Annotated in this window: 18 protein-coding genes; 12 read left to right on the forward strand and 6 right to left on the reverse strand. The window is 41.0% G+C overall.

Features of this window, described 5'->3' with window-relative positions; all coding sequences use genetic code 11:
- Nucleotides 1–393 precede the first annotated feature (393 nt).
- From aspS to ruvB, 6 genes are all read left to right on the forward strand, one after another.
- Nucleotides 394–2,178, forward strand: a complete 1,785-nt coding sequence (gene aspS, locus RB151_RS10435) for an aspartate--tRNA ligase (RefSeq protein ID WP_042843902.1) — start codon at nucleotides 394–396, stop codon at nucleotides 2,176–2,178.
- Between the two features lie 9 nt (nucleotides 2,179–2,187).
- Entirely contained in the window at nucleotides 2,188–2,619 is a 432-nt protein-coding gene (gene nudB, locus RB151_RS10440) for a dihydroneopterin triphosphate diphosphatase (RefSeq protein WP_042843901.1), read from the forward strand.
- A gap of 31 nt (nucleotides 2,620–2,650) precedes the next feature.
- On the forward strand, nucleotides 2,651–3,394 hold the full coding sequence (locus RB151_RS10445) for a YebC/PmpR family DNA-binding transcriptional regulator (protein WP_042843899.1): 744 nt from the start codon (nucleotides 2,651–2,653) through the stop codon (nucleotides 3,392–3,394).
- Between the two features lie 276 nt (nucleotides 3,395–3,670).
- Complete coding sequence (ruvC, locus tag RB151_RS10450; RefSeq protein WP_042843898.1) at nucleotides 3,671–4,192, forward strand: crossover junction endodeoxyribonuclease RuvC; 522 nt, start codon at nucleotides 3,671–3,673, stop codon at nucleotides 4,190–4,192.
- Between the two features lie 142 nt (nucleotides 4,193–4,334).
- Nucleotides 4,335–4,952, forward strand: a complete 618-nt coding sequence (gene ruvA, locus RB151_RS10455; protein WP_042843897.1) for a Holliday junction branch migration protein RuvA — start codon at nucleotides 4,335–4,337, stop codon at nucleotides 4,950–4,952.
- 16 nt (nucleotides 4,953–4,968) lie between these two features.
- Entirely contained in the window at nucleotides 4,969–5,979 is a 1,011-nt protein-coding gene (gene ruvB, locus RB151_RS10460; protein WP_042843896.1) for a Holliday junction branch migration DNA helicase RuvB, read from the forward strand.
- Between the two features lie 534 nt (nucleotides 5,980–6,513).
- On the opposite strand, the gene znuB is transcribed toward ruvB, so the two are convergent.
- Entirely contained in the window at nucleotides 6,514–7,299 is a 786-nt protein-coding gene (gene znuB / locus RB151_RS10465) for a zinc ABC transporter permease subunit ZnuB (RefSeq protein ID WP_042843895.1), read from the reverse strand.
- Nucleotides 7,292–8,059, reverse strand: a complete 768-nt coding sequence (znuC, locus tag RB151_RS10470; protein ID WP_042843893.1) for a zinc ABC transporter ATP-binding protein ZnuC — start codon at nucleotides 8,057–8,059, stop codon at nucleotides 7,292–7,294. The genes znuB and znuC overlap by 8 nt, the downstream gene beginning before the upstream one ends.
- 76 nt (nucleotides 8,060–8,135) lie before the next feature.
- Between znuC and znuA the strand changes: the two genes are divergently transcribed.
- From znuA to lpxM, 3 genes are all read left to right on the forward strand, one after another.
- On the forward strand, nucleotides 8,136–9,095 hold the full coding sequence (gene znuA, locus RB151_RS10475) for a zinc ABC transporter substrate-binding protein ZnuA (protein ID WP_042843892.1): 960 nt from the start codon (nucleotides 8,136–8,138) through the stop codon (nucleotides 9,093–9,095).
- Between the two features lie 21 nt (nucleotides 9,096–9,116).
- The gene (mepM, locus tag RB151_RS10480) at nucleotides 9,117–10,457 is read left to right on the forward strand and encodes a murein DD-endopeptidase MepM (protein ID WP_042843891.1); all 1,341 of its coding nucleotides are present in this window, start codon (nucleotides 9,117–9,119) and stop codon (nucleotides 10,455–10,457) included.
- A 118-nt stretch (nucleotides 10,458–10,575) separates the two neighbouring features.
- Nucleotides 10,576–11,550, forward strand: a complete 975-nt coding sequence (lpxM, locus tag RB151_RS10485; protein WP_042843890.1) for a lauroyl-Kdo(2)-lipid IV(A) myristoyltransferase — start codon at nucleotides 10,576–10,578, stop codon at nucleotides 11,548–11,550.
- A 62-nt stretch (nucleotides 11,551–11,612) separates the two neighbouring features.
- Here lpxM and pyk read toward each other — a convergent pair whose 3' ends face one another.
- Both pyk and RB151_RS10495 read right to left on the reverse strand, forming a co-directional pair.
- Entirely contained in the window at nucleotides 11,613–13,055 is a 1,443-nt protein-coding gene (gene pyk / locus RB151_RS10490; protein WP_042843889.1) for a pyruvate kinase, read from the reverse strand.
- 199 nt (nucleotides 13,056–13,254) lie between these two features.
- Nucleotides 13,255–14,100, reverse strand: coding sequence for a MurR/RpiR family transcriptional regulator (locus tag RB151_RS10495; protein ID WP_042843888.1), 846 nt, complete (start codon nucleotides 14,098–14,100; stop codon nucleotides 13,255–13,257).
- A 474-nt stretch (nucleotides 14,101–14,574) separates the two neighbouring features.
- Here RB151_RS10495 and zwf point away from each other — a divergent pair, with 474 nt between their 5' ends.
- The gene (gene zwf, locus RB151_RS10500; protein WP_042843887.1) at nucleotides 14,575–16,050 is read left to right on the forward strand and encodes a glucose-6-phosphate dehydrogenase; all 1,476 of its coding nucleotides are present in this window, start codon (nucleotides 14,575–14,577) and stop codon (nucleotides 16,048–16,050) included.
- A gap of 81 nt (nucleotides 16,051–16,131) precedes the next feature.
- On the opposite strand, the gene pdxK is transcribed toward zwf, so the two are convergent.
- A complete protein-coding gene (pdxK, locus tag RB151_RS10505) occupies nucleotides 16,132–16,980 on the reverse strand; it encodes a pyridoxine/pyridoxal/pyridoxamine kinase (RefSeq protein ID WP_071548045.1) in 849 nt (282 codons plus the stop codon).
- Between the two features lie 634 nt (nucleotides 16,981–17,614).
- Here pdxK and mdtJ point away from each other — a divergent pair.
- Nucleotides 17,615–18,043: a multidrug/spermidine efflux SMR transporter subunit MdtJ gene (gene mdtJ, locus RB151_RS10510; RefSeq protein WP_042843885.1), complete on the forward strand. Its 429-nt coding sequence runs from the start codon at nucleotides 17,615–17,617 to the stop codon at nucleotides 18,041–18,043.
- A 1-nt stretch (nucleotide 18,044) separates the two neighbouring features.
- Complete coding sequence (gene mdtI / locus RB151_RS10515; protein ID WP_042843883.1) at nucleotides 18,045–18,377, forward strand: multidrug/spermidine efflux SMR transporter subunit MdtI; 333 nt, start codon at nucleotides 18,045–18,047, stop codon at nucleotides 18,375–18,377.
- Nucleotides 18,378–18,475: 98 nt separating this feature from the next.
- Here the strand turns inward: mdtI and RB151_RS10520 are convergent, their stop codons facing one another.
- On the reverse strand, nucleotides 18,476–19,741 hold the full coding sequence (locus RB151_RS10520) for a c-type cytochrome (RefSeq protein WP_094301205.1): 1,266 nt from the start codon (nucleotides 19,739–19,741) through the stop codon (nucleotides 18,476–18,478).
- Between the last annotated feature and the right edge of the window lies 1 nt (nucleotide 19,742).

Raw genomic sequence — 19,742 nt, forward strand, 5'->3', positions numbered from 1 at the left:
CACTAAAAATGGTGTTGCTGAATGACGATAGGTAATGAAATCAACAAAAGGTTGTTTTTTTATTCAATATTCCCTTGAACAGATAAAATAAACCTTTGTAGTAATATGTACATGGTGCTCATAGTCACTTAAAATCGAACAGATCATCGTGTGCTGTCTGCATGCCTAGTGATTTAATTTTAATGTTATTTATTGGTGGCATTAAAATTGATGAAAATATGATTAAAAACAAAATGGTTTACGCGATAAGTTAGATCCGTAACTATTTGTCTGACAGAATTTCCTGTATAATGTCTGCCTTTTTGACATTCTGAATTTTCAGCTCAATGTTCAGCAAAATGCCAAATTCCCGCAGCAAGCAAATGCACAACAAGCTGAGTAAAAGGATATTGTATGCGTACTAATTATTGTGGGCAGTTAAACATTGCTCATGAAGGCCAAAAGGTCACCCTTTGTGGATGGGTAAACCGCCGTCGTGACTTAGGTGGTTTGATTTTTATCGATATGCGTGACCGTGAAGGTATCGTACAAGTTTTTTTCGATCCGGATCGCAAAGACATATTTGAAAAAGCGTCAGAGCTGCGTAATGAGTTCTGTATCCAAATCACAGGGACAGTACGCGCGCGCCCAGATAGCCAAAAAAATAAAGATATGGCAACTGGGGAAATTGAAATCTTTGCTGAAGAGCTTGATGTTTTTAACCGCTCTGAGCCGCTACCATTAGATAGCAATCAAACGAATACAGAAGAGCGTCGTTTAAAATACCGTTATTTGGATTTACGCCGCCCTGAAATGTCTGAGCGTTTGCGTACCCGTGCAAAAATTACCAGTTTTGTGCGTAATTTTATGGATAAAGAAGGGTTTTTAGATGTAGAAACCCCAATGTTAACCAAAGCGACCCCTGAAGGTGCTCGTGACTATTTAGTCCCAAGCCGTGTACATAAAGGTAAATTCTACGCGCTGCCACAATCACCTCAACTGTTCAAACAGTTACTGATGATGTCTGGCTTTGACCGTTATTATCAAATCGTAAAATGTTTCCGTGATGAAGACTTACGTGCAGATCGTCAACCTGAATTTACCCAAATCGACGTCGAAACCTCATTTATGACCGCTGAGCAAGTGCGTGAAATCATGGAACGCATGATCCGTAACTTATGGTTAGAGGTAAAAGGGGTTGATTTAGGCAACTTCCCAATCATGACTTTTGCGGAAGCAATGCGTCGTTATGGTTCTGATAAGCCAGACCTGCGAAACCCAATGGAGCTGGTGGATGTTGCTGACATCGTTAAAGATGTTGAGTTTGCGGTATTTTCAGGTCCAGCAAACGATCCTAAAGGCCGAGTGGCTGCATTAAAAGTCCCTGGTGGTGCCGCAATGACACGTAAACAGATTGACGAATATGGTCAATTTGTAGGTATCTACGGCGCGAAAGGTTTGGCGTGGATGAAAGTCAATGAGCGTGCAAAAGGCCTTGAAGGTATTCAAAGCCCAGTGGCTAAATTCCTGAGCGAAGAGGTTATTAACCAATTGCTTGAGCGCACAGGTGCCGCTGATGGTGATATCATTCTATTTGGTGCTGGCGCGAAAAATATTGTCACAGATTCAATGGGCGCGTTGCGTTTGAAAGTTGGTCGCGACTTTGAAATCACCAACTTAAATAGCTGGCAACCGCTGTGGGTGATTGACTTCCCAATGTTTGAAGAAGATGGTGAAGGTGGTTTAACTGCTATGCACCACCCATTCACGTCACCGAAAGACTTCACTCCAGAAGATCTCGCTAACAAGCCAGAAGAAGCAGTTGCCAATGCTTATGATATGGTAATTAATGGTTATGAAGTGGGTGGCGGTTCTGTTCGTATTCACCGTAATGAGATGCAACAAACTGTATTTAGTATTTTAGGTATTAATGAAGAAGATCAGCGAGAGAAGTTTGGTTTCTTATTAGATGCATTAAAATATGGTACACCACCACATGCAGGTCTTGCATTTGGTCTTGACCGTTTAGTGATGTTGCTAACTGGGACTGATAACATCCGTGATGTTATTGCGTTTCCAAAAACAACGGCGGCAGCATGTTTAATGACAAATGCACCAAGCTATGCGAACCCAGAGGCTTTAACTGAGTTAGCCATTGCCGTCGTTGCAAAAGACCTAGAAGTAAAAAATGAAGAGTGATAACGCCGAATGAAAATCTATAAGCGCCCAGAATCGGTATTAGTCATTATCGTGGCTAAAAATAGTGGTCGGGTGCTTATGTTAAGGCGTAACGATGATCCAGACTTTTGGCAGTCAGTAACGGGAAGTCTGGAATCTAACGAAACGCCGTTTGAAACGGCGTGTCGTGAAATTAAAGAAGAAACAGGTTTTGACGTCGAACAAAATCCGCCACAAGACTTATTTCATAGTATCATTTTTGAAATTTTCGCGCATTTCAGGCATCGTTATGCACCAGATGTATCACATTGCAAAGAGCACTGGTTTAAACTAGTTCTCGATGAAGAACAAATGCCATTACTGACTGAACATACTGATTTTCGTTGGTTGACGCCGCAAGAAGCCGCCAAATTAACCAAATCATGGAGTAACAGTCAGGCTATTTTAGAATTTGCTATTTAATTTATTGTATTGACGTTTTTGGAGATATTTCATGGCAGGTCATAGTAAATGGGCCAATACCAAGCACCGTAAAGCAGCCCAGGATGCGAAACGCGGTAAGATTTTTACAAAAATTATCCGTGAATTAGTTACAGCAGCCCGTTTAGGTGGTGGTGATCCCGCAACTAACCCACGTTTACGTGCAGCTGTAGATAAAGCGTTATCAAATAACATGACTCGTGACACCTTAAACCGTGCAATTGCACGTGGTGTGGGTAATGATGATAACGATAATATGGAAACAATCATTTATGAAGGTTATGGCCCTGGTGGAACAGCGGTTATGGTTGAATGTTTAAGCGATAACCGTAATCGTACCGTTTCTGAAGTGCGTCATGCTTTCACTAAAACCGGTGGTAACTTAGGGACGGATGGCTCTGTAGCCTATCTGTTTACTAAACGTGGTGTGATCACTTATGCACCGGGTGTTGATGAAGACGCCTTGATGGAAGCGGCATTAGAAGCGGGTGCCGATGACGTAGAAACTTACGATGATGGTGCGATGGATGTGTATACGACGCCAGAAACTTTCGGTGAAGTAAAAGACGCACTTGATGCCGCGGGTTTTACTAGCGAAGCCGCTGAAGTTTCAATGATCCCATCAACAAAAGCGGAGTTGGATGCAGAAACAGCGCCAAAACTGTTACGACTCATTGATATGTTAGAAGATTCTGACGATGTTCAGGAAGTTTATCACAACGGTGATATTTCTGACGAAGTTGCAGCGACACTGTAAAAAGTGAGGTGTTTTATTACACTCGCTACAATTTAAGACATATCCGCGTAGAGAAAGCGGGCTGTTGCAGCCTGTTTTCTCTAACGCCTTCCATGATATCCCTTCTTTTATTCGCTATACTTTTCAATACTGATAACTTAATTTATTTTTACATATATGCTTGGCTAATATTATGATGTTCAAATAGCTATTTAATTGAAATTGATAGTATTATGCAGCTAACCAGAACAATAAATTATGATGTAATTAATATAAAGAGGCATAAATAGATTTTATATGGCGATTATATTAGGGATTGATCCCGGTTCAAGAGTCACCGGTTACGGTGTTATTCGCCAACAAGGCAGGCAACTGCTGTATTTGGGTAGTGGTTGTATTCGGACTCAAGTTGATGATTTACCAAGTCGTCTGCAACGAATTTACGCGGGTGTCTCGGAAATTATCACCCAATACCAACCTGATATATTATCAATTGAACAAGTTTTTATGGCAAAAAATGCGGATTCAGCTTTAAAACTTGGTCAGGCGAGGGGAGTTGCTATTGTTGCTGCAGCCAATGCAAATATCCCTGTGTTCGAATATGCGGCACGGCAAGTAAAGCAGACCGTTGTCGGTACAGGTGCTGCTGAAAAAAGCCAAGTACAGCATATGGTTAAGTCTATACTCAAGTTGTCAGCGAACCCTCAGTCTGATGCGGCTGATGCTTTGGCAATTGCGATCACCCATTGCCATTTTAATCAAAATTTACTGAAAGTTGGAGACCCACGACTGGTGTTAACGCGCGGGCGATTGAGGTAGTTTACTGCTCTTCAAGTAACTTTTTAATAGTAAATAGCTTCTCAGCTGGATATGCATCCAGCATTTTTTATGGTATAAACAGCAGTATTAATAATAGCAGGCTAAATTGGTCGAATTTTAGACGATAACAGAGGGGCTCAATGTGATTGGTCGTTTACGTGGCATTGTATTAGAAAAACAACCACCAATAGTATTATTAGAGTTGCAAGGGGTTGGCTATGAAGTCCATATGCCAATGACGTGCTTCTATGAACTACCAGATATTGGCCAAGAAGCTATTGTTTTTACTCACTTTGTAGTTCGTGAAGATGCCCAATTATTGTACGGTTTTAATGATAAGCAAGAAAGAGCGCTATTTAAGGAATTAATTAAAGTCAATGGTGTTGGTCCAAAATTGGCTCTGGCGATTTTATCGGGTATGTCCGCCCAACAATTTGTTTCAGCAATAGAACAAGAAGCAATTGCATCACTAGTGAAACTTCCCGGTATTGGTAAAAAAACCGCAGAACGCTTAGTGGTTGAAATGAAAGACCGCTTTAAAGGCCTTAATGGGGATCTGTTTAATCAAACAAGTGATATCAATCTTCCTAATGTTAACAGTAAACAGCCAAGCACTGCGGATATTGAAGCTGAGGCAGCGGCAGCCTTGATTGCTTTAGGTTATAAACCGCAAGAGGCCAGCCGGATGGTCAGCAAAGTAGCTAAACCTGGTAGTGATTCAGAAACATTGATCCGTGATGCCTTACGTGCAGCACTCTGATTGAGAGACTATTAATATGATTGAAGCTGATCGCCTAATTACCGCTGAAGTGTTGCAGTCAGATGAAGAAGCTATTGACCGTGCGATCAGGCCTAAGCTGTTGAATGAATACATTGGTCAGCCACAAGTTAAAAACCAAATGGAAATTTTTATTCAAGCAGCCAAAATGCGGGGGGACGCACTCGATCATTTATTAATATTTGGGCCACCAGGGCTGGGTAAAACAACGCTTGCAGGGATTGTCGCAAATGAATTAGGCGTGAATTTACGTACCACATCAGGTCCGGTCTTAGAAAAAGCAGGCGATCTTGCTGCTATGTTGACTAATCTTGAACCCCATGATGTGTTATTTATTGATGAAATTCATCGGCTTTCGCCTGTTGTTGAGGAAATTCTCTATCCTGCCATGGAAGATTACCAATTAGATATCATGATTGGTGAAGGCCCAGCTGCACGTTCAATCAAAATTGATTTACCACCTTTCACTCTAATTGGGGCAACTACACGTGCTGGGTCATTAACTTCTCCGTTAAGGGATCGCTTCGGTATTGTGCAACGCTTAGAGTTTTATCAAGTGGACGACTTACAGCATATTGTTAAAAGAAGTGCACAATACATGGGGTTAGATATCACCGAAGGTGGTGCTCATCAGGTAGCCATGCGCTCAAGGGGGACTCCACGCATAACAAACCGTTTGTTACGTCGTGTACGGGATTTCGCACAGGTTAAAGGTGATGGGTCTATTGATGAACAGATTGCTAACCAAGCACTAGACATGCTAAATGTTGATGCCGCAGGGTTTGATTATTTGGACCGTAAATTATTAGTCGCAATTATTGATAAATTTATGGGGGGGCCGGTTGGCGTGGATAACCTTGCCGCAGCTATTGGTGAAGAACGCGAAACAATAGAAGATGTACTGGAACCTTATTTGATCCAACAAGGCTTTATCCAGCGTACACCTCGAGGTCGCATGGCAACAACACACGCCTACAATCACTTTGGTTTGTCTCCGAAAGAGGTTTAATTACTTTTTTCACGGTTGGGGAAAGCTAAATAACAGGTAGTTTGCAAGCTTGATATACGGTTGTAAATAACGACAAAGGCATAAACGGGCATGTTCACAGAGTATCAATATTCTGTTTAAACTTAAATTATTCGTTATATTATTAATAATTTATGCCTTATTCAATTCTACGACCTTGGCAAGTAGCAAGATCTTAGTAGTCACTTTTTTATTACTATAATATTGTATCGTATTATATAACCTTGCTGTCTTATGTCTGAAGTTAATATAGGCTAAACTTAATTATTATTAAATAATAATTGCCCTATAAAAATACGACTCTTTATTCTTTTTGATGAATACTGAAAGTAAGCCCACTAGGGTAGAGGTAGCTTTTATTTAATCTTACTCAAATTAGTTAGCCACTCTATACAAAAAAATAAAAGAAAAGTAATAAATTAATAAATAAAGGAAAGATAATAAATAAGAGGGTAAACTCATAACAAAGTGCCCTAGTTAAAAAAGACTAGGGCATATGCATATTTTGATAATGAATTAATTCTTTGCTTTAACTAATAAGCTAAATATAAATAAGACCGCTGAAATTAACACCACGGACGGGCCTGCTGGCGTGTCGTAAAAAGCGGAAAAGGTGAGCCCCCCAGTAACTGAAAGCATACCAATGATAATTGCTATAAATGCCATTTGCTCAGGGGTGTGAGCAAATCGACGGGCTGTAGCTGCGGGTATAATTAATAAGGAGGTAATAATTAGCGCACCAACAAATTTCATTGCGATACCAATAGTTAATGCAGTAACTAACATAAGCAATAAACGTAAGCGTTGGATATTAATACCATCCACAAATGCTAATTCAGGGCTGACAGTAATAGATAAAAGTGCCCGCCAACGATAAAAAAGCAACCCACAAACAACAATAACACCAACCAGTATTATGGTAATATCTTCGTAACTTACAGAGAGTAGGTCGCCGAATAAATAGGCCATTAGGTCTACACGGACATTTGCCATTAAACTAACAACGACTAAACCTAATGACAGTGAGCTATGAGCCATAATACCAAGCAAGGTATCAACAGCAAGTTGAGGGCGTTTTTCTAACCATACCAGTATTAAAGCTAATAACAAAGTTACGGCAATAATCGCATAAAATGGGTTTATGTTTAAAAGCAACCCAAAGGCGACACCTAATAAAGAGGCATGGGCCAACGTATCGCCAAAATAAGACATTCGGCGCCATACAACAAAAGAACCAAGAGGGCCAGCCGCAATAGCAAGTAGCATGCCTGCAATCCAACCAGGTAATAACAATTCAATCATGTTTACAGTCCTTGTTATGCTGATGCCCTGAAATAATATTACCTTCTAAATCGTGTTGGTGATTATGTTGATGACGGTATACCCCTAATTGTTGTGCACCTCGGTAGCCGAACATGGCAACAAATTCAGGGTGATTTGAAACTACATCCGGAGCGCCTGAACAACAAATATGCCCATTGATACATAGCACTTTATCCGTTTTAGCCATAACCAAATGCAAATCATGGGAAACCATTAATACCGCGCAACCGAGCTCAGTTCTTAATTGGTTAATTAAGTCATATAGCGCAACTTGCCCTGTAATATCGACACCTTGCGCAGGTTCATCAAGAACCAGTAGGTCAGGTTTATTCAGTAATGCGCGAGCGAGCAAAACTCGTTGGGTTTCACCACCTGATAATTTTTGCATTGGTTGGTCAAGTAAATGTGCTGCTTTAACCCGTTCCAGTGCAGGCAGTAAATGTTCTTTGCGTGCACCGAGTTTTAATAACATAAAGCGCTTAACAGTAAGAGGAAGGGTTGTGTCCAAATGAAGTTTTTGTGGAACATAGCCAATGGCAAGGGAAGAGTCGCGTGTTACGGTACCCGATGTCGGGGCCAGTAACCCTAACACGACACGTACAATTGTCGATTTCCCCGCCCCATTAGGGCCTAAAAGCGTGACGATATCCCCTTTATTTAGCTCAAAGGAGACGTTTTCGAGAACTTGTCTTTCGCCAAATGAAACAGAAATCTTATTTAAAGTGAGTAATGGTTGCATATGAAAAACATCTTGCAGAATTCATGTTGTGTTATATTATAACATTTCAAAATTAAAATCACGGAAAAAGACTGCTATGATACATAAATCGAAACATATTGCCCGTAAATTTCTTTTCGGGGCGGTGGCAACATCCGTATTGAGTGCAACTATGGTGTCTGCATCCTATGCGGATGTTGTCACTTCAATTCGTCCATTAGCTTTTATCGCAGCGGGAATTGCTGACGGTGTAACCGGTACCCAAGTTCTCCTTCCCGATGGCGCATCCCCCCATGATTATGCGCTTAAACCTTCTGATTTGAAAAAAATTAAACAGGCTGATTTATTCGTTTGGGTTGGACCGGATATGGAAATGTTTTTACAAAAGCCAATCAATACGTTACCACAGAATAAAAGACTAGCATTGGCCGAGCAGGAAAATATCAAATCATTACTTTTAGCAGAGCCTCACGAAGATGAGCACACCCATGAACATGGTGATGAGGCTAACTATGACAAGGATCACGAACATCATCACCATGGTGAGTATAATATGCACATCTGGTTATCCCCAGACATTGCAAATTCTGCTGCACAGGACATTTATGAACATTTAGTAGAGCTTTATCCGGAACAAAAAAATAAGCTAGACGTAAACCTTCGTAAATTCAAAGAAAATATGGCGCAAAATGATGAAAAAATTGCTAAGATTTTGCAGCCAGCTAGAAACAAGGGTTATTTCGTTTTTCACGACGCTTATGGCTACTTTGAAAAACACTATCAATTAGCTCCATTGGGGCATTTTACGATAAATCCGGAAATACAGCCTGGTGCGCAGAAATTACATCAAATACGAACTCAATTGGTTGAGCATAAAGCGCAATGTGTTTTTGCTGAGCCACAATTCAGGCCTGCTGTGATTGAAAGTGTAGCACGTAATACGGGAGTAAAAATGGGAACTCTCGACCCACTTGGAATTGGGCTGGCTATAGGGCCAGATAGCTACATGCAGTTTTTGACACAATTGTCGGAACAATACGCCAGCTGCCTGAATTAAAAAATAGAAGGAATTGTTTAAGTGCAGCAAATGGCCAAAAGTCTGGCTCAGGTATATGGTAGCCTGTCTAGAACTCACAAAATTGTATTAAGTACGCTCACAGTAGCTACCATGGCCGTCGCAATTTGGCGGCCAGTCCATATACCAGCCACTTCTGAAAATGATGGTACGCCTGATACTATTATTCCACTCTCTTTACTTTCTCCTCGTGACGCCACTGACGATATAATTCAAGATAGTAGCGATCAACTTCCTGATGAAGGGTTAGCTGACACTGAGGTTGAAGCTGCTGAGACCGGTGGAGAGGTTGCGCCATTACCCCATGAGTATGTTGTGGCAAGTGGTGATAATTTAACAACCATTTTAACCCAATTTGGAATAGAAGCTGGTGATGTTGCGACGCTATCAAATCAACATAAATCACTAAGAAATCTTAAAATAGGTCAATCGTTAAATTGGTCTTTGACAGATCAAGGCGAGTTAGAGTCTTTAACATGGGAGGTTTCTCGCCGTGAAACTCGTGTGTTTACCCGTGTTGGAGCAACGAATAAATTTGAAGAAGCTAAACAAATTCGCACTGGCGAATGGACAAATAGCGTCTTAAAAGGGACAGTCGACGGTACATTTGCACAAAGCACGAGTAAAGCAGGTTTAACGCGTAGTGAAGGTCGTGACGTGATTAAAGCTTTACAATGGCAAGTTGATTTTCGTAAATTGAAAAAAGGCGACAAATTTAGTGTTCTAATGAGCCGCGAAATGCTTAATGGTCGTAGTGAGCAAAGCCAGTTAATAGGTGTTCGGTTGCAAACTAATGGGAAAAGCTATTATGCATTCCGTGCGGAAGATGGCCGTTATTATGACAGTGAAGGGAATGGTTTAGAACGTGGTTTTTTACGTTTCCCAACGGCAAAACAATTTAGAGTTTCTTCCCAATTTAACCCACGTCGTGTAAACCCGGTTACAGGGCGTGTAGCACCCCATAAAGGTGTCGACTTTGCTATGCCAGTAGGGACACCTGTCCTTGCAGTAGGGGATGGCGAAGTGATTGTATCGAAATACAGTGGTGCGGCGGGGAATTTTATCGCGATCCGCCATGGTCGCCAGTATACCACTCGCTATATGCACTTACGTCAATTATTAGTGAAGCCAGGCCAAAAAGTTAAACGTGGTGATCGTATTGCATTATCTGGTAATACAGGGCGTTCAACGGGGCCTCATTTGCATTTTGAAATGTGGGTTAACCAACAAGCAGTGAATCCACTAACAGCAAAATTACCAAGTTCTGGTGGTTTAACGGGGAAAGAAAGGAAAGAATATTTAGCGTTAGTTAAAGAAACAAAACCCCAACTTAAACTGCAATAATTAATGATCTTATTTTTCATAGCTGGCAGGTACTTGTATCTGCCAGTTTTCTTTGTAATGCTTTCGAAAATTATTATTATAGGCTATAAAAGATAGCCGTTATTCACTTGAGTGCAGCATGAATAAAGACCAAGACACTGATAGTAAAAAAGGGTATGTGCCAACCTTTCATCGTTCCTATCTACTACCTAAATATTGGGGAGTTTGGATGGGCGCAGCTGTATTAGCAGGCTTAGCTTACATCCCTGTTAAAGTTCGGGACCCATTACTAGCAAAGGCAGGGAAATGGGTAGGACGGGTAGCTAAAAGTGCGCGTCGTCGCGCTAAAATCAATCTACTTTATTGTTTCCCACAATTAACGGAATCACAAAGAGAACAATTGGTTGACCGCATGTTTGAAACTGCGCCGCAGTCTTTTGTTATGTTAGCTGAATTATGTCTTCGCGGAGCAAATAAAACACTCGCAAGAACACATTGGCATAATGAAGAAATCATTGAACGCTTAAAACAACAACAAAGTAATGTGATTTTTATGGTGCCTCATGGTTGGGCAGTTGATGTCCCAGCTATGTTATTAGCGGCAAGAGGTCAGACTATGGCCGCTATGTTTCATCACCAGAAAAACCCTGTAGCGGATTATTTATGGAATAAAGCCCGCTATCATTTTGGTGGGCGTTTACACTCAAGGGAGGCGGGTATCAAACCGTTTATCGCCTCTGTCAGGCAAGGATACTGGGGGTTTTATCTTCCAGACCAAGACCATGGTGAAGAGCACAGTGAGTTTGTCGATTTTTTTGGTACTTATAAAGCGACGTTACCTGCAATTGGTCGGTTGATGAAAGTGTGCAAAGCAAAAGTTGTTCCGCTATTTCCTGTATATGACCATAAAACACATCAATTACATATTTATATTCGTGAACCGATGGATGATATTGATGGTAAGGATGATGAATATATAGCACGAAGAATGAATGAGGAATTGGAATACCTTGTTTCACCGAACCCTGAGCAATATACGTGGATATTGAAATTACTAAAAACCCGCAAAGAAGGGGAAATTGAGCCTTATCAGCGTAAAGATTTATATCGCTAACTATCGGATACTATACGTTAACAATGAAATGAGCCCCCGCCTGAATAGGCGAGGGCAAAAGGTTATTCGACTTCTAAAATACGGCAAGTATTGGTACTACCGATAGTCCCCATCAAGTCACCTTGAGTAACTAGGACAATATCACCACTCATTAAATAGCCGTTGTCGCGTAGGCGAGTTACCGCTTCATTGGCGGCAGCAATTCCATCAGTATGGGTGCTACAGAAAACTGGAGTAACGCCACGGTATAGTGAACACTGGTTGAGTGTTTTCTCATGGCGTGACATTGCAAAAATAGGCAAGCCAGAACTAATACGTGACATCATACGAGCGGTACGGCCTGATTCTGTCATCGCAATAATGGCTTTAACCCCTTTAAGGTGGTTAGCTGCGTACATTGTTGACATCGCAATAGCTTCTTCTGGGCTATTAAATTCTGCATCTAAACGGTGTTTAGAGACATTCAAGCCAGGCATTTTTTCTGCGCCAAAACACACTTGCGCCATCGCAGCAACAGTTTCTGCTGGGTATTGACCTGCTGCCGTTTCAGCTGAAAGCATAACCGCATCTGTACCATCAAGCACCGCGTTTGCTACGTCCATAACTTCTGCACGAGTTGGCATTGGGTTGGTGATCATCGATTCCATCATTTGTGTCGCGGTGATCACGACGCGGTTTAATTGACGTGAGCGGCGGATCAATTTTTTCTGAACCGCGACCAGTTCAGGATCGCCAATTTCAACACCGAGGTCACCACGAGCAACCATAACGACATCAGATGCAAGGATCACTTCATCCATGACTTCATCATTAGCAACGGCTTCGGCACGTTCAACTTTCGCTACGATTTGGCATTCACAGCCTGCATCTCGTGCTAAACGACGTGCATAATCTAAGTCTTCACCTGAACGAGGGAAAGAAATAGCTAAATAGTCTACGTTAATTTTTGCTGCGGTTTTAATATCTTCTTTGTCTTTATCAGTTAATGCTTCAGCAGAAAGGCCACCGCCTAATTTATTAATGCCTTTATTATTTGAGAGCTGACCACCAACCGTAACTTCAGTGAATACTTGCAGGCCTTGGACTTCACGTACTTTTAATTGAACACGTCCATCATCAAGGAGCAGGATATCGCCAGGTACTACATCAGCAGGCAAACCTTTATAGTCAATACCTACTTTTTGCTGATCGCCTTCCCCTTTACCTAGGTTAGCGTCAAGAATAAATTTGTCCCCAACATTTAAGAAAACTTTGCCATCTTTAAAGGTAGAAACGCGAATTTTTGGACCTTGTAAATCACCGAGGATCGCAACATGACGACCTAAACGAGCGGCAATTTCACGTACTTTATTAGCACGTATTTGATGGTCTTCTGGAGTTCCGTGGGAGAAGTTAAGGCGAACAACGTTGGCACCAGCGTTAATAATTTTTTCAAGGTTATTATCACGATCAGTAGCTGGACCAAGAGTTGTAACAATTTTAGTTCTTCTAAGCCGTCTAGACATGTATTACTCCGTTGACCTGTATGGTGTTGATAAAAGAGTGAAACCATTTCACTCCATTTCGAAACCTGTTTACTGCAAATAGGGATGCTGACACGAGCACAGCTATTATATACTGCGAATATTTTTATGCTATCAGGTCTGCAAAACTATTAAAGTCTGATAAGCAAAGAAAATCATTCACACTGCCAATTTATTGTATTCAGGCATTATCAAACCGCGAATCACGTAATGCTTCTTTGACGCGCTTCAAGTTATCTCTAAATTTTTCACCTCTTCTTAACGTAAAGCCAGTGGTTAACACATCAATAACAGCGAGCTGTGCCATTCTGGAAACCATTGGCATGTACATATCTGTATCTTCTGGGACATCGATAATAATGGCAAGGGAGGCGGCTTGTGCTAAAGGGGTATTTTCTGAGGTGATAGCAATTACGGTGGCATCATTTTCACGGGCTAAATAAGCCATATCAACGAGTGCTTTGGTTCTTCCTGTATGGGAAATTAACACGATGACATCTCCTTCAATACTATTGATGCAGCTCATGCGTTGCATAACAATATCATCAAAGTACATGACAGGAATATTAAAGCGGAAAAATTTATTCATCGCATCATGAGCGACAGCCGCAGAAGCACCAAAACCAAAAAAGCTTATTTTTCGTGCTTGCGTTAATAAATCGACTGCTCGATTGATGGCACTGATATCTAAGGTATGTTTTACGTTATCAAGGCCTGCCATAGCTGATTCAAAAATTTTGTGTGTATAAGTGTTTACGGTATCCGTTTCTTCCACATGGCGGTTTATATAGGGGGTGCCATTCGCTAAATTTTGTGCGAGCCGTAATTTAAAATCAGGGAACCCTTTAGTGTCCATTTTTCGGCAAAAACGATTCACTGTTGGTTCGCTAACGTCTGCTAATTGTGCTAAGGCTGCGATACTAAGATGAATAGCGTTTTGCGGCATGCCTAGAATGACTTCAGCCACTTTTTTTTCTGATTTACTTAAAAAATCGAGACTCATTTTCATTTGTTCTAAAATATTCATATAGCAAAAGCGCCTATTTCATCGAAAGGAGAAATTTTTGAGCCATCACGTTATCCTAGTGTTGATTTTAAGTTTCTTATTCATGAGGCTGTTATGGTGTGTGAAAATATACTATGTATGATGTGTAAACTATCTGAATGCAGAGGCTAAATGGTAGCTTTTTTGTGAAACTTTGACCCGTATCTAATTTTCAGATTAGTAAACATCCTACAGATTTGGTTATTTTGTTTCACGGGCTGGCTCCATTCAGTTTTGATGCGCACTTTTCGTACAATAAAGAATATTCCCGTTATAACATGAGATTAGGACAAAATTATGTTGTTTTTTTCAGCATAAAAACTGTGATCGGCATCATGAACATTTACTGGACACTTGCAACAGGGTACATTAGCGGAATTAGGGCTAATTTTAACAAAATTACAATAAGGCCTATCCTAGTTAGGTCTTAGATTCCGCAAATTGAGGAGAACCAATATGGCGGTACATAATGCTGCTCAAGCTTGTGACTTAATTATCTTTGGCACCAAGGGTGACCTTGCACGTCGCAAACTGCTGCCGTCGCTTTATCAATTAGAAAAGGCAGGCTACATTCACCCAGACACGCGTATCATAGGTGTTGGCCGTGCAGAGTGGAGCCAAGATGATTATGTTAACTTCGTCGAAGAAGCGTTACATAAGTTCTTAAAAGAGGAACTCGATTCAGCATTGTGGGAAAAGCTCAGCGCACGCTTAGATTTCTGTAACTTGGACGTTAATGAAACAGAAAGTTTTGTTCGTCTCGCTGAAATGTTAAAACAAGATTCCCAACCAGCTATCCATTATTTCGCTATGCCGCCAAGCACATTTGGGGCTATGTGCCAAGGACTGGGTCATGCAAAATTAAATAAAAAACCTAATCGTGTCGTAATGGAGAAACCATTAGGAACGAATTTAGCATCCTCACAAGAAATTAATAATGAAGTAGCGAAGTATTTCGATGAAAGCCAAGTTTATCGTATTGACCACTACCTTGGTAAAGAAACGGTTTTAAACTTATTAGCTCTGCGTTTTGCTAACTCGTTATTTATTAATAACTGGGATAATCGCACTATTGACCATGTGCAAATTACCGTAGCAGAAGAGGTTGGTATTGAAGGTCGCTGGGGTTACTTTGACCAAGCAGGGCAAATGCGTGATATGGTACAGAACCACTTGTTGCAAATTTTAACGATGATAGCAATGTCACCCCCAGCAGATTTAACGACCGACCGTATTCGTGATGAAAAAGTGAAAGTATTACGTTCACTGCGCCGAATCGACCACAGCAATGTGCGTGAAAAAGCAGTTCGTGGGCAATACACTGCAGGTTTTGTGCAAGGCAAAAAAGTCCCTGGTTATTTAGAAGAAGATGGGGCGAATAAACAAAGCATGACTGAGTCATTTGTTGCCCTGCGCGTAGATATTGATGATTGGCGTTGGGCTGGCGTTCCTTTCTACTTACGTACCGGTAAACGTTTACCTGCAAAATGTTCTGAGGTGGTTGTTTACTTTAAAAAACCGGCATTGAATATTTTCTCTGAAAGCTACCAAGACCTGCCGCAAAATAAATTAACCATTCGTCTACAGCCAGATGAAGGGATTGATATTGAAATTATGAATAAGGCACCGGGTCTTGATCATAAACATCGGTTACAAACTACAAAACTGGATTTAAGCTTTTCAGAAACTTTCAATCAAACACACTTAGCCGATGCCTACGAACGCTTACTACTCGAAGCGATGAGAGGGATCCAAGCATTGTTTGTACGACGTGATGAAGTAGAAGAAGCGTGGAAGTTTGTTGATTCCATTATTGATGCATGGGCAATGGATAATGACGCACCAAAACCATACCAAGCAGGTACATGGGGGCCGATTGCTTCTGTTGCCATGATTGCTCGCGATGGGCGTTCTTGGAATGAATTTGAGTAACAGCTGATGTTATTTAGTTAACTCATCCCGCAAAAGCCAAACAATTGTTTGGCTTTTTTGTCGTGAGGGGGAGATAAACACTTAGAGAATTAACTCACTGCGGCCCGTGGCAACCATATGAATAATGCCTTGTTCGATACGTAAACAGGCCATTTTGGCTGCGTCAGGTACTGAAAGCCCCGCAAGAAGTTGGGCGGTTAACTCTGCACCAAATAAGTCACCAGTCCCTTTGGGGGTCACGGGGTAACGTTTGTGACGGATCACCGCAACTTCATGTTGTGTCACGCAAACTACCTCGATATTGTCTTCATCAGGCTGAAATGCGCTGGTGATAATCACCCATTGAGTATTACCTTTTAGTAGCGTGCGTGCTGCGTTAACAGCGTCATCTAAATTATTGACCTGTTTACCACTCAATGTCATTAATTCGAATTTATTTGGAATGATACCCGTTGCTAAAGGGATGACCTTATCACGGTAAACTTCGGCGATTTCTGGCGGAATATAAAAGCCGCTATCTTCATCCCCCATAACTGGGTCAACAATAACTGGCAATGTTGGGTGTTGCTCCCGAATGCGTATTAGCCAGTTAGCTAAGTCTTGTGCTTTCTCAGGGGAACCTAAGTAACCTGTAAGGATAGCTCTTACTGAGTCTAAACTACCTCGCTCTATAAAGCCGTTTAAGTAGCCACGAAACCATTCACCAGGCAATTCACCACCATAGCAAGTAGAATAATGTGGGGTATTGCTGAGTACCACAGTGGGAACGGCAGCAACACGCAGGCCTTGCTTGGTGAGTGCAGGTACCGCAATACTATTACCGACGCTACCATAAATAACTTGAGATTGGATTGATACAACATCATAGGGTAGTGGAGTCGCATCGGCGGCATTTTGAAAACTATTGGAGGTAAGGCTGAAGGTGTTCATGACTCTCTCTTAGGTATATTTCAATCATATAGCTACTATAAGAAGCTTGTTCAACTGGCTTGTCAATGTTAAAGATCAAATAGCATATTAGTGCTGCCTGTAAAGTGAAAAAAAGGGTAAAAATCTATTTTTTTATTAAAAAATATTTGTGTAAAACGTATTATCTTCGACTTTTTATTCGTTTTTAGAATGCCAAAGTTACGTTTATCGTGTTTATCGATGCATAATTATGCGATTTTTTATTCAAACTAAAAGGTGTTTATATTCATTGACTTAATAAAAATGACATGCTAAAAATAAGCAGTAATTAACTATCAACATGAGGGTTCGGAGTAAATTGGGTAGATGTCTACCTGATGAAAAGAATGAGATATCATGCTTAGCTCAACTAGCGGCAAGATCAGTAAGTCCCAAAAAAGAACGACACATCGGCTTTTCCTTTCAGCTATCCTTTCCAGTGAACACTACTGGTGTGGTGCATTATAGCGTCTCTCTCGATTATTCATTCTGCTGAATAAACTCAGCAACACGTTGTTATTTATTTGAATTTTCAACAACTGCGTATGGGTATTTTGACCCCTTGGTCTGTATAAAAAATAGTCTATTACGCGGTTGCATATAGAGAGATATTATAATGATTTATTGGATATTTTTAGTATTAGCTATCATAACCGAGGTTATCGGTACCTTATCAATGAAACATGCCAGTGTCAGTGGCGATTTCACCGGTATGGTGGTGATGTATGTCATGATAGCAACATCATATATTTTATTGGCCGTTGCAGTAAAAAAAGTGGCTTTAGGTGTGGCATACGCACTGTGGGAAGGTATCGGGATTTTATTTATTACGACATTTAGCGTAATGTGGTTTGGAGAAACGTTATCACCCATGAAAATCGGTGGGTTAGTATTACTGATCACCGGTATTGGCTTGATTAAATCAGGGACCAAAAAAGCCACGGTTCGCCAATCTGCACAAAAGGTAAAACAAGTAACGCAAAATGCGGTCAATGCAGCCAAAACTAATGCTCTAGTTGGACGCGAAGCTAAGTCGGAGGCATAAGATGGCCAGTCATTTTGAATGGTGGCATGCAGCCTTTTTGATCCTAGCGGTAGTACTCGAAATTATCGCCAATATTTTACTAAAGATGTCGAATGGTTTTAAACGATATTGGTTAGGTATTTTATCGTTGGTGGCGGTATTAGGGGCTTTTAGTTCCTTAGCCCAAGCAGTAAAAGGCATTGAATTATCAATTGCTTATGCTCTATGGGGCGCGTTTGGTATTATTGCCACAGTAGCTGCAGGCTGGATACTCTTCAACCAGCGGCTAAATTATAAAGGTTGGGGTGGGATAGTGCTGCTATTGCTAGGAATGGTGCTGATTAAAATGTCTTAACCTATTTGGTATATTGAAAAGTAATATAAGCCCAAGTCGGACTGAGGAGTTCGGCTTGGGCTTATTGTTATCTATCAATACGTTAAAAGTATATTCTTTTAATTTTTGCCTTTTGTCGTAGTTGCATCTCGCACTGATTTGACATCACTAACCGTCACTTTCTCTGCATTATTCCCCCAACTACTACGGATGAACGTCAATAAATTAGCCATTTGTAGGTCATCTAAACGCCACGCAAAATCAGGCATAGTTAACCCGGTTGGCGCATCTTGAGTCACAGGAACTTGGCTGCCATTTAATACTATCCTTATCAAAGAGTCGGGTTTTTCACTTAAGACTACTGGGCTGCCTGCAAGGGATGGGAAGGTTTTAGTATAACCCTGACCATCAATACGATGGCATGCAGAACAGTTGTCCATATACTCTTGAGCACCAGGTTGGCTCATATCTCCAGCAACTAACGAAGTGGTTGTGTTGTTAGTTGTTGAAGACGCTGAGTGTTTACTCGTTGATGTTAATGATTTTAAATACACGGCTATTGACGTTAGGTCTTCATCTGACAAATATTGTGTACTATTTTTAATCACATCAGACATTGAGCCAAATGCGGCATTTTTATCATTATGGCCAGTTTTTAAAAATTGAATGATATCTTGCTTAGACCAATTACCTAATCCACTTATCGCATTTTCAGTTAAGTCAGGTGCATACCAGTTATCGATTAGTGCCCCTGTTAAATAAGTCTGATCAGATTGGTCTAGTGCTTTTTCTGCGAATCCAATCCCCCTAGAGGTATGGCAGGCCCCACAATGCGCTAACCCTTGAACTAAATAAGCACCTCGGTTCCATTGTTCGCTTTTTGAATTGTCTGCTTGATAAATACTGTTGTCTAAGTAGATTTCATTCCAGACAGCCAGCGGCCAGCGCATACTGATTAGCCAAGGGATATCACTTTCTAAGTTGGCTTGCTTTACGGGTTTAACTTGCGTCATGAAATAATCATAAATCATGCGCATATCTTGGTCAGTCACTTTTGCATATGAAGTATAAGGCATCGCGGGGTAGAGGTTACGGCCGTCTTTGGCAACCCCCTCACGTACTGCCTTAACGAAGTCATCATAACTATAATTACCGATACCAAACGTTTTATCTGGTGTGATATTTGAAGAATAAACGGCCCCAATTGGGGTGATCATCTTTAATCCTCCCGCGAAAGGAGCTCCGTCTTTAGCGGTATGACAAGAAATACAATCTCCAGCTGCGACCAACTGTTGACCATTAGTGAAATTATTGTCTGCTTTGGCTGCAATGCTACAAAGGCCAATAATCAATAATAGAGAGTTTATTTTTAGCTTACCCATCATA

Origin of the sequence: Providencia rettgeri, assembly GCF_001874625.1 — a bacterium.
GTDB lineage: Bacteria > Pseudomonadota > Gammaproteobacteria > Enterobacterales > Enterobacteriaceae > Providencia > Providencia huashanensis.